This window comes from Vreelandella sp. L-25, assembly GCF_056857535.1.
Window position 1 is genome coordinate 59,769 of the sequence record NZ_JBSXNH010000084.1, and the last position, 13,577, is coordinate 73,345.

The 13,577-nt window shown below is 53.7% G+C and carries 14 protein-coding genes and 1 pseudogene; 6 read left to right on the forward strand and 9 right to left on the reverse strand.

The annotated features are described in order from the left end of the window. Positions 1-21: 21 nt before the first annotated feature. Positions 22-726, reverse strand: coding sequence for a DnaA regulatory inactivator Hda (hda, locus tag AC13CN_RS14205; RefSeq protein WP_044628313.1), 705 nt, complete (start codon positions 724-726; stop codon positions 22-24). Beyond that, positions 723-1,835: an AI-2E family transporter gene (locus tag AC13CN_RS14210; protein WP_062360405.1), complete on the reverse strand. Its 1,113-nt coding sequence runs from the start codon at positions 1,833-1,835 to the stop codon at positions 723-725. The genes hda and AC13CN_RS14210 overlap by 4 nt, the downstream gene beginning before the upstream one ends. Before the next feature lie 199 nt (positions 1,836-2,034). On the opposite strand from AC13CN_RS14210, the gene purM reads away from it, so the two are divergent. Both purM and purN read left to right on the forward strand, forming a co-directional pair. Then, the gene (purM, locus tag AC13CN_RS14215; RefSeq protein WP_044628315.1) at positions 2,035-3,114 is read left to right on the forward strand and encodes a phosphoribosylformylglycinamidine cyclo-ligase; all 1,080 of its coding nucleotides are present in this window, start codon (positions 2,035-2,037) and stop codon (positions 3,112-3,114) included. Further along, the gene (gene purN, locus AC13CN_RS14220) at positions 3,111-3,854 is read left to right on the forward strand and encodes a phosphoribosylglycinamide formyltransferase (RefSeq protein ID WP_044628316.1); all 744 of its coding nucleotides are present in this window, start codon (positions 3,111-3,113) and stop codon (positions 3,852-3,854) included. Before purM ends, purN begins: the two co-directional genes overlap by 4 nt. 78 nt (positions 3,855-3,932) lie before the next feature. Here the strand turns inward: purN and dcd are convergent, their stop codons facing one another. From dcd to cobA, 4 genes are all read right to left on the reverse strand, one after another. After that, positions 3,933-4,499 (reverse strand): dCTP deaminase, encoded by a 567-nt coding sequence (dcd, locus tag AC13CN_RS14225; protein WP_044628317.1) that lies wholly within the window; start codon positions 4,497-4,499, stop codon positions 3,933-3,935. Between the two features lie 11 nt (positions 4,500-4,510). Further along, entirely contained in the window at positions 4,511-5,311 is an 801-nt protein-coding gene (apbC, locus tag AC13CN_RS14230; protein ID WP_052509914.1) for an iron-sulfur cluster carrier protein ApbC, read from the reverse strand. A gap of 152 nt (positions 5,312-5,463) precedes the next feature. Further along, positions 5,464-6,630 (reverse strand): coiled-coil domain-containing protein, encoded by a 1,167-nt coding sequence (locus AC13CN_RS14235; protein WP_044628318.1) that lies wholly within the window; start codon positions 6,628-6,630, stop codon positions 5,464-5,466. Between the two features lie 146 nt (positions 6,631-6,776). Further along, positions 6,777-7,637, reverse strand: a complete 861-nt coding sequence (cobA, locus tag AC13CN_RS14240) for a uroporphyrinogen-III C-methyltransferase (protein ID WP_083602205.1) — start codon at positions 7,635-7,637, stop codon at positions 6,777-6,779. Between the two features lie 242 nt (positions 7,638-7,879). Here cobA and AC13CN_RS14245 point away from each other — a divergent pair, with 242 nt between their 5' ends. The 4 genes and pseudogenes from AC13CN_RS14245 to AC13CN_RS14260 all read left to right on the forward strand — a co-directional run. Continuing rightward, entirely contained in the window at positions 7,880-8,791 is a 912-nt protein-coding gene (locus tag AC13CN_RS14245) for a GGDEF domain-containing protein (RefSeq protein ID WP_054644960.1), read from the forward strand. A gap of 29 nt (positions 8,792-8,820) precedes the next feature. Next, complete coding sequence (locus AC13CN_RS14250; RefSeq protein ID WP_044628320.1) at positions 8,821-9,159, forward strand: 4a-hydroxytetrahydrobiopterin dehydratase; 339 nt, start codon at positions 8,821-8,823, stop codon at positions 9,157-9,159. Beyond that, positions 9,160-10,350 carry an amino acid aminotransferase gene (locus tag AC13CN_RS14255; protein WP_054644959.1) on the forward strand — a complete coding sequence of 397 codons (1,191 nt, stop codon included), beginning with the start codon at positions 9,160-9,162 and terminating at the stop codon, positions 10,348-10,350. 121 nt (positions 10,351-10,471) lie between these two features. Next, positions 10,472-10,654: pseudogene (locus AC13CN_RS14260) on the forward strand (NCS2 family permease); the annotation flags it as partial. Between the two features lies 1 nt (position 10,655). Here the strand turns inward: AC13CN_RS14260 and AC13CN_RS14265 are convergent. The 3 genes from AC13CN_RS14265 to AC13CN_RS14275 form a co-directional block, all read right to left on the reverse strand. Next, the gene (locus tag AC13CN_RS14265) at positions 10,656-11,990 is read right to left on the reverse strand and encodes an MATE family efflux transporter (RefSeq protein ID WP_044628322.1); all 1,335 of its coding nucleotides are present in this window, start codon (positions 11,988-11,990) and stop codon (positions 10,656-10,658) included. A 104-nt stretch (positions 11,991-12,094) separates the two neighbouring features. Continuing rightward, positions 12,095-12,679 carry a YceI family protein gene (locus tag AC13CN_RS14270; protein ID WP_044628323.1) on the reverse strand — a complete coding sequence of 195 codons (585 nt, stop codon included), beginning with the start codon at positions 12,677-12,679 and terminating at the stop codon, positions 12,095-12,097. A gap of 87 nt (positions 12,680-12,766) precedes the next feature. Next, positions 12,767-13,324, reverse strand: a complete 558-nt coding sequence (locus AC13CN_RS14275; RefSeq protein ID WP_062360409.1) for a cytochrome b — start codon at positions 13,322-13,324, stop codon at positions 12,767-12,769. Between the last annotated feature and the right edge of the window lie 253 nt (positions 13,325-13,577).

Here is a 13,577-nt window from a genome sequence, read left to right on the forward strand (position 1 = left end):
CAGTTCTCTGGCAGGGGCGTTTTACCAATTAAGCGCGGATTTCACGAAAGGAATGGTGAGTTTACGTTTCGCAGAGAGTGACGCTTGATCCAACGTTTCCAGCGCTCGACACAGCTCCCCTAACTCCCTTGGGCCACGATGCATAATGTAGCGCCCAACGTCATCCGGTAGTTGCATCCCGCGGACATTCGCACGCAGCTTTAAGGCGGCCAAGCGATCACTATCATCCATAGGATGTAGGTGAAACGTTACCCCCCAGGCAAGACGCGATGCCAAATCCGGTAGGGCTACTTCCAAGTGGCGTGGAGGCTTATTGGCGGCAATCAGTAATGCTTTGCCCGCATCCCGTAAGCGATTGAAGGCGTGAAATAGCGCTTCCTCCCAGCGCTTACGGCCTATCACATACTCAAGGTCATCAATCGCGACTAAATCAAGACGCTCAATATCCTCTAGCATCAGCGGGGGGAAATGACCTAAATCAGCCAGAGGTAAATAGAGCGCTCGTTTGTCTTGATCAGAGGCCGCATGGCAGGCCGCTTGCAAAAGATGGCTACGGCCACTGCCCGGCGCGCCCCATAGATAAAGAAACGGCTCTGAGCCAGGCATTAGCTGATGGCTTAAGTGGTCTACCAACGAAGCATTGGCACTGGATGCGTAGTAATTATTAAACGTAGCATCGTCGCGCAACCCTACCCCAAGCGGTAGCTGTGCCGGTACTCGGCTCATGATGACTCCCTTTTGTCGTCGCGACCCAGCTCATCATGCTGTGTTTGCTGTTCTAATGGTTCTGACCGTGCATCATACAGCGCACTATTTTTATAACGATCTTTTACTTCTCGCAGCAGCACCATAATCACCGCCGCCGCCGGAAGCGCTAACAACACCCCAGTTAAACCAAAGAGATGCCCACCCGCCAGTACGGCAAAAATAACTGCTACCGGATGCAGACCAATCTTATCGCCTAATAGCTTCGGCTGCAGCACCACGCTTTCAGCCACTTGCCCCAGACCAAACACGGCAATGACGCCTAATAGCGCCCACCACGTATCAAACTGAAACAGTGCCACCACCAGAGCAATTACTAGCCCGACGATAAAACCTAAAAATGGCACGATGCTCACTAGCCCAGAGAGCACACCAATCAGCAGGCCAAAGTTAAGCCCCAACAGGGTTAAACCCACTGCGTAGATAATACCCAAGCAAAGCATGACCAGCAGTTGACCGCGTAAAAACGAGGCTAATACCTCATCACAGCGACGTGCCAAGCGAAACGTATCGTCCACCCACTGGCGGGGTACTAGATTCGCCATATTGTTAAGCATGCGCTCCCAATCCAGCAGCAAATAAAACGTCACCACAGGAATCAGCGCTACATAGGTGACCCAAGAGACAAACGCCATGCCCGAGCGGCCAATCTGGCCTAACGCCTGGGCAACGTAACTACCCGCATCACGCCAGTTTTCAACCAGCGTTTCACGTACATTGCTCAGCTCGGAGGCGAGGTCATAGCCCGTCCACTCTTGCACCTGTGGAGCCAATACGCCTTCAATCCAGTTAAGCACGCCCGGGAGCGCTTCGCCCAGTTGCTTAATCTGTTGTACCACCAGCGGAATAAGAATAAGTAAGCTCAGTGCCAGAACAATCATCAAGACTAAAAACACGCTGCTGACTGCCCAAGTACGCTTCATTCCCAGGCGTTGGAAATAATTGGTCAATGGGTCGGCCAAGTACGCCAATATCAACCCAGCAATAAAGGGCATCAGTACTGCATCGAGAAAGTAAACCGTGCCAACCAGCGCGACAAGTAGCGCAATTCCCCACCTTGAGTTTCTCATTCCACGCTCCTTCCTGGATATACGGTCAGCGGTAATGCTTGAATAGTAACAAAAGTTGCCCGCAGCGCACCTGATAACGCGTCACATCGATGCGACTTACGTCGCTGAGTGATACAATCGCACCCCGTTACTGCTCCGGCACTGGCTACTTGCCAGCACAATCGCATTGCAGCTTTGCATAGGCTTCACAGGACCTGTCATGACCGAGACCTCTCCCTCCCAGGCTACTCCCTCTCTCAGCTACAAAGACGCAGGCGTCGATATTGATGCCGGCAACGCCCTTGTTGATCGTATCAAGCACGTTGCCAAGCGCACATCACGCCCGGAAGTGATGGGTGGCCTTGGCGGTTTTGGCGCGCTGTGCGAGCTGCCCGCGGGTTATAAACAGCCGGTACTCGTCTCCGGCACCGACGGTGTTGGCACCAAGCTGCGTCTGGCTATGGATCTTGGCAAGCATGACACTATCGGCATCGACCTGGTAGCCATGTGTGTGAATGACTTGATCGTGGCGGGTGCCGAGCCGCTACTTTTCCTGGACTACTATGCCACGGGCAAACTAGATGTGGATATTGCTGCCGACGTAGTGACCGGTATTGGCGCTGGCTGCGAGCTAGCAGGCTGTGCACTGGTAGGTGGTGAAACCGCAGAAATGCCCGGCATGTACGAAGGCAGCGACTACGACCTGGCCGGCTTCTGCGTTGGCGTCGTAGAAAAGTCAGAGATTCTCGACGGCAGCAAGGTGGCCGAAGGCGATGTGCTGCTCGGTCTGGCCTCCTCTGGCCCCCACTCCAATGGCTACTCGCTGATTCGTAAAATTCTTGAAGTCAGCAATGCTTCCCTGGAAGAAACCGTTGACGGCAAGCCACTAGGCGATGCCTTGATGGCCCCTACGCGCATCTATGTAAAATCACTGCTCTCCATGATGCGCGGCACCGACATCCCCGTACATGCCCTTTCGCACATTACTGGCGGCGGCCTGCTGGAAAATATCCCCCGCGTTCTACCAGATACCCTGGCAGCGCACATTGATCTCACCAGCTGGCAGCGCCCTGAAGTGTTCAACTGGCTGCAGGCCAAAGGCAACGTCAACGAAACCGAAATGCACCGCGTACTGAACTGCGGTATTGGTATGGTCATCGTGGTGCCCGCAGATCAGGCAGCGAACGCTAAAGCGCACCTTGAGGCCCAGGGCGAGACCGTTTATCAAATCGGTCAGATTATTCATCGCCAGGACGAGGCGGTCGTACTCGACCACGCCCAAGCGAGCCACAACGCATGAGCAGCACCGACTACAGCAGCGACACCCTAAACGGCATGACGCCTGATCCTGTGGGCGCACGCCGCGTGGTGGTACTGATCTCTGGCAGCGGCAGTAATCTACAGGCGCTCATTGATGCTCAGCAGCATGACCGCTTGGGCGGTGAGATCGTTGCAGTGATCTCCAACGAGCCCGATGCCTATGGCTTGAAACGTGCCCATGAAGCTGGCATCGAAGCGGTAGTACTTCCCCATCGTGAATATGATAGCCGCGATGCTTACGATGGCGCGCTGATCAAGGTAATAGAACGCCACGAGCCAGACGTTATCGTTCTAGCGGGCTTTATGCGCATTCTAACACCGCGTTTTGTACAGCGTTTCTTGGGGCGGATGCTTAATATTCACCCCTCACTGCTGCCGGCTTACCAGGGCTTGAACACCCATGCACGCGCATTAGCTGATGGCGCCTCGCACCACGGCTGCAGCGTACACTTTGTCACTGAAGAGCTCGATGGCGGTCCCGTTGTGCTGCAAGCGGAGCTGCAGGTTAACCCAGATGACACGGTGGAGACGCTAAAGGAGAAAGTCCACGCGCGCGAGCACCTGATCTTCCCGATTGCGGTGCAGTGGTTCCTGGAAGGACGCCTGCAGTACAACGCAGAGGGTGCCACCATGGACGGCCACCCGCTTCCGCCGTACGGCATGCGCCTCTCCCATGCGGATGCCGCTGAAGAGCTGGATGAAGAGATCGACGACGCCTAATTTCTCAGAAGAGCCGCCGTTAAAAAAAGCCTTGCCGCAGTGATGCGGCAAGGCTTTTTTAGTAGCACAGAAGGCGTATTAGGTACGCGGCAACGTCACGCCACGTTGGCCCATGTACTTACCACCCCTATCTTTATAAGAGGTTTCACACACCTCATCCGACTCCAGGAAGAGCATCTGGGCGACGCCTTCATGGGCATAGATCTTCGCGGGCAGGTTGGTGGTGTTGGAGAATTCCAGCGTCACGTGTCCTTCCCACTCAGGCTCCAGCGGCGTCACGTTGACGATGATGCCACAGCGCGCGTAGGTGGATTTGCCCAGACAAATGGTCAGCACATTACGCGGGATGCGGAAATACTCCACCGTCCGCGCCAGCGCAAAAGAGTTTGGCGGAATGATGCAAACATCGCCCTTCACATCGACAAAGCTTTTGTCGTCGAAGGCTTTAGGGTCAACAATCGCCGAGTGAATGTTGGTAAATACCTTAAACTCATCGGCGCAGCGTACATCGTAGCCGTAGCTGGAAGTGCCATAGGAGATCACCCGCTGGTCGTTCACATAGCGTACCTGCTCTGCCTCGAAAGGCTCGATCATGGCATCGCTTTGCGCCATCCGGCGAATCCACTTGTCTGATTTAATGCTCATCGGTTACTTCATCACTCGCTAAAAGAAATCGTAGGGCCGCCGCTTTGGCTAGCACTGACGGACTGCGCTACTTGGCTGGCAATCTCGGCAAAGGTACGGCTAACGGCACTGTCTGGCTCGGAAACCACGCTTGGGCGTCCAGAATCTGCCAGCTCGCGAATCGACAGGGTCAGCGGCAAACGTCCCAACACGGTAGTGTCGTACTCCTCTGCAATACGATCGCCACCGCCAGTGCCAAAAATAGCGGCTTCATGGCCGCACTTCTCGCAGTGGTACAGGCTCATGTTCTCCACCACGCCCAGCACTGGCACGTTCACTTTGCGGAACATTTCGATGCCTTTACGGGCATCCAATAGCGCGATGTCCTGTGGTGTCGTGACGATCACAGCACCAGATACCGGCACTTTCTGCGCCAGCGTTAGCTGGATGTCACCCGTGCCCGGCGGCATATCGATCAGCAGAAAATCCAGGTTATCCCACTGAGTTTGGGTCAGCATTTGTTGAAACGCACCCACCACCATCGGGCCACGCCACACCATGGCATCCCGCGTGTTAACCATAAACGCCATCGACATGGCCTGAATACCGTGGGCTTCCAACGGCAGAAACTTATTATCTGCCGCCGCCTGAGGACGCACACCCTCTTCTACACCCAGCATTTGTGCCTGGCTGGGGCCGTAAATATCTGCATCCAAAACGCCTACACGATAGCCCTGTGCAGACAACGCCAGCGCTAAATTGACGGTCACGGTGGATTTACCAACGCCACCTTTGCCGGATGCCACTGCCACAATATGTTTTACACCATCCATCAATGGCACTCCCGTTGTTTGTTTATCGTGAACATGGCGTGAATGATACTCCTCAGCGGTCTATTTCTAAACCAACAAACAAAAGCGGATGTGGGAAACCACCCCACATCCGCTAAAGGAGTTATCAACCCCCGGAAGCCACGGCGCCGTGCTTAGTTGCTGCTTGGCTGGCTCTCTTCAGCCGCTTGGGCATCTTCGCTCTCTGCATTGTTGTCATCACCAGCGCTATCTTCTTGGTCCTGGCCTTCCTGATTTTGCTGATCTTGTTGGTTTTGCTGTTCACCCGTTAGGCTGGGCACCTCACCAGAGGCAGCATCTTCTACGTTTAAACGCTCATCCAGCGCAGAGAGTTCATCGCGCCACTCGCTCAACTGCGCTTCTAAACGTGCTAGCTGCTCTTCACGGGTTTCGATATCGCTCTCGACCTTAGCCACTTCATCGCGACCGATATCCAGTGCCACCATCAGGTCGTCCATTTCAGTGCGAACCTGCTCTAGGCTTTGCTGCTCTTCTTCGCGCAGCTGAGTTAAAGAGTCCACTTCTGATTGCAGCGAGTCACGCTCTTCAACCACGTTATCGCGCTCATCCTGCAAGGTTTGCAGCTCGCTCTCCTGGGCAGCAATTTCCTCTTCAAGCGTCGCTAAGCGCTCATTGGCATCCGTCACTTGGGCTTCAAGATCGCTTAGCTTGGTTTCAGCGGCGCCTAGCTCTTCAACAGCTTGCTGACGCTGCTCTTCAGCTTCCTGACGAGCAGACTCTGCCTGCTGACGAGCGTCCTCGGCACTTTGACGAGCTTCTTCAACCTGCTGAAGCGACGCCTCCGCCTCATCGCGCTCACTTACCACTTGCTCACGCTCTTCACGAAGCGACTGCAACTCGCTTTCGGTGCTAGCAAGCTGCTCTTCCAAAGCAGTGACTTCCTGCTGCAGCGTTTCACGCTGGCTTTCTAACTCTTCAAGACGAGACTGTACGCTGCTGACATCTCCCTGAGCAGACTCAAGGCTGGCGGTTGCCTCTGCTTGCTGCTGCTCTAAAGACGCCATTTCATCGCGCATCGCGGTCAAATCAGTTTCGGCCTGCTCTACTTCCGACAGGCGCTGGCTGAGCTCAGTATTCTCTTGCTCAACGCTGGCGAGCTGCCCTTCAAGCGCCTCTACACGCTCCTGGTGGGTGCCTGAATTGGATTGCGCCATAATGGCCCAGATCACCGCAATGGCTGCAATACCGGCAATACCTTTGACCCGGTTATCCTTAAACAGCGTTTTCATATCCGGCTTGTGGCCTGGCGTGTACTGATCTGAACGGTTTTCTTCTGACATGCTGCGCCCCTCTTTTTGCTTGGCTACTGGCGTTAGCAGCGTTAGTGGCAAGTAGCACGATAAGTGAATGATCGTTTTTTAAAAGTGTTCTTTACTAGCATACACAGACAATTACATAACGCCACCCGGCTTGGCTCTCAAAACGCTCAACCATCTGTTAAACGCGCATGCTTACCCTCTGAAAAACCAACTGCTGTTCCGCTATCAGTCTCAAACCATGAAAGCGTCCGGTGCAGCGATACCACGCTACCAATTATTAACAGCGTGGGTGGCTTAATGTCACCTGCTAAAAAGCCATCCGGCAAATGCTGTAGTGTGCCTATGTGGGTTCGTTGCTGTTGTGTAGTGCCTTGCTCAATCAGTGCAAGAGGTGTTGCTGGGTTTAAACCATGAGCAATCAGCTCCTGACAGATCAACGTGAGATTGCTCAACCCCATATAAAACACCAGCGTTTGGCCAGGCTGAGCTAAGGTGGGCCAATCTAGGGTAAATTCGCCATGCTGAAGATGTCCGGTCACAAACCGCACCGACTGCGCATGGTCGCGATGCGTCAACGGAATGCCCGCATAAGCTGCACATCCGGAAGCGGCGGTAATGCCAGGCACTACCTCAACGGGCACATTAGCGGCGACCAGCGTTTCAAGCTCTTCACCACCGCGCCCAAAAATAAATGGATCACCGCCTTTCAGGCGTACCACCTGCTTTCCTTGCCTAGCCCACTCTACCAGCGATTGATTGATATCCTCCTGCGGGACGCTATGGGAGGAGCGCGCTTTGCCCACGTAGTAGCGCGCGGTCTCTGCGGGTATCAGTGCCAAAATTTCATCGCTAACCAAGCGGTCATACAGCACGACTTCCGCACTCAAAAGTCGTTTGTAAGCCTTTAACGTTAATAAATCAGGGTCTCCTGGGCCAGCCCCTACCAAGCTAACGCGCCCCTGGGAACGCGGCGCCGCTTCAGATGCTGTTGCCGTAACGGCGCCCGTGTGTAATTTCTGCGTAACCAAAGCGACCACCAAATAGAATTAAATTATTTTTTAATATTTCAAAAAAGAATAAAAAGCATAATCCGCCCCAACCTTTGTCATTTTTACGGCAAAACAACAAAAATGGAATAGATGAGAGATTTTTAATTACCAAAAAATATTAAAAAAGGTGAATTGTCAGCAAAAGCTTACATATTGTTTGCGATTTTAACGCTAATCTTCACGGTTAAAATTACAACAGGCATAAAATTGGAGATTCACGCATGCCCGTGAATGATGCACCTGTACCTCCTGCAGCCATTCCTCAAAGTGCTGATACCTTAGTTCCACATATCCCTGGGGTGCTTTTTCAATTCTATCGCTCCCATAGCGGCCATATGCACTTCCCTTACCTAGAGGGCGGCGGCATGGCGCTTGCTTATGTTGACAGACAGCAGCTAGCGACCGATGCAAGCCAACTAATCGAGCAGTTAACAGGTAATAATCACCCTAAGGTGATGTCAGCCATTGAGCGCTCCGCGCGCTGGATGCTGCCGCTAAATACGCGTTTCAGGCTGCCCTTTCCTAAAGCAAAACCGCACTGGATCGCCGTTAGCGCTAACCCCGAGCCAATGGAGACGGGGGTACGCTGGAACGGCATTATGCTGGATATTACTGACCAAGTGCTGGAAGAGCTTCGCTTGCGCAAACTAAGCGATACCGACCCGCTGACCGGCCTACCTAATCGGCGCAAACTGATGGGGCAATTAACCCACCTCACATCACTGAGCACACGCCACGGTACGCCGCTTTCGATCATGATGATCGATATCGACCACTTCAAACGGCTCAACGACCGCTGGGGTCATCTACAAGGTGATAGCGTTCTGGCACAGCTAGCCGATGTGACGCAGTCACTGCTTCGCTGTGAAGATATGGTGGCAAGGCTAGGAGGTGAAGAGTTTATGGTAGTGCTGCCGCTTACCTCGCTGCAGCAATGCCATAAGCTTGCCGACCGTTTACGCCACACCATTGCAGACTACGATTTTGGCATTGGCCAGGGTAACGTCACACTCAGCATTGGCGTGGCTGAATATCGTTGCGGAGAGCCACTGGTGAGCCTGATCGAACGGGCCGATCGAGCGTTATATAGTGCAAAGGATGTTGGTCGTGACTGTGTCTGCCTTCTACCCTGATAGATAAGTCAACCCTGGAGACTAACACTATGACATCTCTTGCTCAGTCGCAGTGCGAACCCTGCAGCGGTAGCGCTATACCGCTCTCTTATGACGCATGCCAAGCGCATCTTAAGGCGCTTCCAGAGTGGCAGATTATCGAGCACGATGGCATCATGAAGCTGACGAGACAATTTACGTTTCGTAATTTTGCTGATGCGCTAGCGTTTAGCCAGCGTGTTGGTGATGTCGCAGAGCAGGCTGGCCATCACCCAGTATTGGTGACCGAGTGGGGCAAAACCACGGTGACGTGGTGGTCTCATAAAATAAACGGCCTGCATCTTAATGACTTCATTCTTGCCGCCAGAACCGACGAGGTAGCCGAATAAATGTTTGAGCAAATTGAGCGAGTCCCTGGAGATGCCATTCTCGGGCTGATCGAAGCTTTCAAAAAAGATACCAACCCGCAGAAAGTGGACCTTGGTGTTGGTGTATACCGCGACGCCGCTGGCAACACGCCGGTCATGCGCGCCGTCAAGGAAGCAGAAGCTCGCCTGCTCAAGAATGAAACCACCAAAACCTACATTGGCTCCCACGGTGCACCCGCTTATGGCGATGTCGTTCTGCCGATGGTATTGGGCGCTGACTCTGCGGTGCTAAAAGCCAACCGCGCCAGCGCTACCCAGTCCCCTGGCGGCACCGGTGCCTTACGTCTGGCAGCCGACTTTATTGCCAGCCAACTGCCAGGTAAAGGCATTTGGGTCAGCGACCCCACTTGGCCGAACCACCACGGTATTTTCACCGCTGCAGGCATTGAACTGCATAAGTACCCCTATGTAGATGCCGACAACCGTTTAGATTTTGATGGTATGTTGGCCGCGCTGAAAAAGATCCCCGAAGGCGATGTAGTGGTATTGCATGCCTGCTGCCACAACCCGACCGGTTTTGATCTTTCTCAACAGCAGTGGCAAGAAGTGCTGGCGGTACTGAAAGAGCGCCATTTGTTGCCACTCGTCGACTTCGCTTACCAAGGTTTCGGTGAAGGCCTTGATGAAGACGCCTATGGCGTTCGCCTGCTAGCTGAAAACCTGGATGAAGTGATCATCACCAGTTCCTGCTCCAAGAACTTTGGCATTTACTGTGAGCGCACAGGCTGCTTAATTCTGGTCGCTAAAGACGCAGAGCAGATGGAGAACGTTCGCTCCCAGGTGGCTATTGTGGCCCGTGAAAACTACTCTAACCCGCCAGCCCACGGCGGTGCGATTGTCAGCGAGATTTTGCATGATGCAGAGCTTTCTGCCATGTGGCGCGAAGAGCTGACCGAAATGCGTGACCGGATCAACACGCTGCGTCGTGACTTCGTTGATGCGCTGAAGCCTTACGGTCTCGATGAGAAGTACGCCTGCGTTGCCGAGCAGCGCGGTATGTTCTCTTACACCGGCCTCACGCCCGAACAGGTAGATCGTCTGCGCGACGAGTTCGGCATATATATGGTGCGCTCTGGCCGCGCGAACGTGGCAGGCTTCTCCCATGAAAATCTGCCCTACCTCGCCAAAGCCATTGCTTCGGTTAACGACTAACCAACGGCATACCCTATCCACGCCCAGGCCAAGCGCCTGGGCGTTTTTGTTGGTAACAACTGGCTATTTCGAAAAGCCATAAGATTATCAACCCCTTGGCAAATGTTGTGTACAATTGCGCGTTCGCCGCCAATTCCGACGAGCAGCCGCGTTTGCTGTGATAGCCGCAGGCTTCTCGTTTGTCGGCTTAATGCATGCGCCCAAACTCGCTTTTAACGCCGCGCCGGAATTTGTGATGGGCTACTTAGCCATGGCCCTGCTGTTTACGTACTTCTCGTTCCAAGAAGCCCCCTATAAACGCTAAGCTAGCCTGACGCTCCCGCCTGCCGATGCGGGCGGGAGAGGATACGCTTCAGCAAGACCCAGGCCGTTAGCCCGGCCAGTAAATTGCCGATAGCTGCACCAGCAGCGAGGCCCGTCCAGCCAAATAGCGCTGCCCCTAGCCATAAACAGGGCAGGTAGCAGATAAACAGCCGCGCACTAGAAAGCAGCATTGCCCTAAGCGGCCACCCCAGCGCATTACCCGCCGATACGACCAGCATGCACACTCCAAGTGCTGCGTAGCTTGGCAGCATAAAGCGAATCAGCAGAGCAAGTTCACTCTGCACCCCTGGATTGCCCGCCAAGGCCATGGCCACCCACGGCGACGCTAACGCCAGCAGCACGCCAAGGCTTAGCTGCCAGATCACGGCCACTTTTAATGCTAGGCGCATAAGCTGCTGAATTTGCCCCCAATCCCCCGCGCCATAACAGCGCCCCAGCCAAGGGGGCAACGACATGGTCATGGCAAGAATCACCATCAGCGATAGCGTCTCAAGGCGACTCGCTAACCCCCACGCCGCTACTTGGGTGTCGCCTAAGCCCGCCACTGCGGCAATGGCAAGCATTGCCGCCAGCGGCGGCATTAACTGGCTGACCATCGCGGGAGCGGCAATGCCTGTAAAAGGCCGCCATGAGCGCACAGCTTCTTGCCCAATATCATCCATTGTCGCCCACTGACAGCGCCGCAATTTAGCCCCTGTTAGCAACAGCCCAACGGAAAACGCCACGGCAGTCGCCCACGCTGCCCCCGGAAGCCCCCAACCTTCCCAGCCACCTACACCAAAAATAAACAGCGGATCGAGCGCTAGGTTGATCAGGCTACTGAGCACCATCATCTTGCCGGGCATGCGTGTATCACCGTGAGCACGAAAAACGCTATACATAAAGTAAAGCAGCGCCCCTAACCAGGCAGAAAATAGCTGAGGCCCCCAGTAGGTACGAATATACGTCAGCGCCGTTTCGTCCGCCCCCAACAGCTGAAAGAGCGGCACCTGAAGCAGCCATAACGCCACTGCCAGTACGGCAATCACCGCCCCACCAGCAATCAGCACTAGACTTGAGAGCCGCTTGGCCCTCGCCTGCTCTCCTGCTCCTAATGCTCTGGAAATCAGCGCGGCGATGGCAATGCCCATTCCCACTTGTATACCAATGATCAAAAACGACAGAGGAAAGGTAAACGACTGAGCCGCCAGCGGCGCAGTGCCTAAACGTGCGATAAACGCACTATCCACAAGCTGAAAACCCAATAGCGCCAGCACACCAATGGCCATCGGCCACGTTTGCCGCCATAGGGTTATCGCCAACTCGCGTTGTTGCATGACAGCTGCCAAAAACTGACTCCTTAACATCATAAATGTAGGAATACTAAACGCAAAAAAACGCCACCACCCGTTAGGGTGGCGGCGTTTTTAAACCGTATCGCTTACTGGCGAATACCTTCAAACGTCACGTACAGCTCAACTTCGTGCATAACTTCCGGGAAATCGCTCATGTTAATACCGAAATCGCCGAGGGTAAGCATCGTGCTGCCTTCAAAACCTGCACGGTAATTGCCCCAGGGGTCTTCACCTTCGCCCATCAGGGTTACCGGCATTTCGATCACTTGAGTCTGACCATGCAGCGTTAGCTCACCGGTCACAACGCCTTCATTGTCGCCGGTAGATTCAAAACCGGTAGAAGTAAACGTCGCCGTGGGGAATTCGCTGGCATTCAGGAAGTCACCACTCAAGATGTGACGGTCACGCTCAGCATGATTACTGGTCAGACTATCAATTTGAACTTCCATTTCGACAGAAGAAGCGTCCAGATCGTCAGCATCGTAAGAGAACTGGCCGTCAAACTCTTCAAAGCTGCCCAGGATGTAGGAGAAGCCCAGGTGGTTAATTTTGAATTGAACGAAGGCGTGCTGGCCTTCCGTATCAATCTGGTAGTCCGCTGCCTGTGCTTGGCTCAAAGGAACCATCGCCGCTGCCGCTACGGCTACTGCCATTACGCTTTTCTTCATCATTATTTCCATCTCCTTTCTTTCCTTTATGGGCACTGTCGGCATTGCCTCTACCTTACCCGACAGCGTTCAAAAATTGTCACCCAGCAATCAGAGGCTGGTTCGGCTATAGCGGGGGTTTACCATCCGACTCAGCGTTGTATGACGATACCGGTAGTGATGTACTAACGCTGCCAGGGCATGACCACCCGCCAACAGCATTAGCGCAATCGCGCTATACCAATGAACCTCCCCCGCAAGGCTTGCCTGATTCGGCAGATCGTACAGCACCGCAGGAATCTCAAACCATCCAAACACGCTAATACCGCGGCCATTCGCTGTGGAAATCAAATAGCCACTGGTCAGCACAAGCAGTAATAGTACATAAAGCGCTATATGGCCCAGGTGAGCAGCAGCTTGCTCTAAGCGGCTGCCTTCTCCCGCAGGCGTGGGCTGAGCAAAACGCCATATTAAGCGGCCTACGGTCGCCAGTAGTAACAAAATACCTATCGAGCGATGAACCCAGGGGCCTTGGTTATACCAAGGATCGTAATAACCCAATCCGGTCATCCACCAGCCCAAAATAAACAACCCAATGATCGCCAGGGCACTGAGCCAGTGAAAAAGAATACTAATGACACCCCAACCGCTGCGTGTGTTCCGCAACATCCTTGATTCCCCATATAAAACTGCCCGCAAGGGTCTGCCCGCTCGTTTCGTAATGAGCATACCGTTTCACCGGCAAAAACTCTGCTGAAAAAAGCAGAATACATCGTTCGTAAAAACCATTGGTTATGTCGCTAATGACTCTGATGCTTCTTCACAAATTCTCCACGACATGTTCCAAGCCTAGCATCTTAGACGAAAGTTTAAAAAATCGAACAAACCCAGCAATTTTAATCAATTTTACTATTTGTTTAGC

Excerpts from the sequence above, each read along its gene's own strand:
- hda (WP_044628313.1), bottom strand. The coding sequence starts at position 726 with ATGAGCCGAGTACCGGCACAGCTACCGCTTGGGGTAGGGTTGCGCGAC.
- AC13CN_RS14210 (WP_062360405.1), bottom strand. The coding sequence starts at position 1,835 with ATGAGAAACTCAAGGTGGGGAATTGCGCTACTTGTCGCGCTGGTTGGC.
- purM (WP_044628315.1), top strand. The coding sequence starts at position 2,035 with ATGACCGAGACCTCTCCCTCCCAGGCTACTCCCTCTCTCAGCTACAAA.
- purN (WP_044628316.1), top strand. The coding sequence starts at position 3,111 with ATGAGCAGCACCGACTACAGCAGCGACACCCTAAACGGCATGACGCCT.
- dcd (WP_044628317.1), bottom strand. The coding sequence starts at position 4,499 with ATGAGCATTAAATCAGACAAGTGGATTCGCCGGATGGCGCAAAGCGAT.
- apbC (WP_052509914.1), bottom strand. The coding sequence starts at position 5,311 with ATGGATGGTGTAAAACATATTGTGGCAGTGGCATCCGGCAAAGGTGGC.
- AC13CN_RS14235 (WP_044628318.1), bottom strand. The coding sequence starts at position 6,630 with ATGTCAGAAGAAAACCGTTCAGATCAGTACACGCCAGGCCACAAGCCG.
- AC13CN_RS14245 (WP_054644960.1), top strand. The coding sequence starts at position 7,880 with ATGCCCGTGAATGATGCACCTGTACCTCCTGCAGCCATTCCTCAAAGT.
- AC13CN_RS14250 (WP_044628320.1), top strand. The coding sequence starts at position 8,821 with ATGACATCTCTTGCTCAGTCGCAGTGCGAACCCTGCAGCGGTAGCGCT.
- AC13CN_RS14255 (WP_054644959.1), top strand. The coding sequence starts at position 9,160 with ATGTTTGAGCAAATTGAGCGAGTCCCTGGAGATGCCATTCTCGGGCTG.
- AC13CN_RS14265 (WP_044628322.1), bottom strand. The coding sequence starts at position 11,990 with ATGCAACAACGCGAGTTGGCGATAACCCTATGGCGGCAAACGTGGCCG.
- AC13CN_RS14270 (WP_044628323.1), bottom strand. The coding sequence starts at position 12,679 with ATGATGAAGAAAAGCGTAATGGCAGTAGCCGTAGCGGCAGCGGCGATG.
- AC13CN_RS14275 (WP_062360409.1), bottom strand. The coding sequence starts at position 13,324 with ATGTTGCGGAACACACGCAGCGGTTGGGGTGTCATTAGTATTCTTTTT.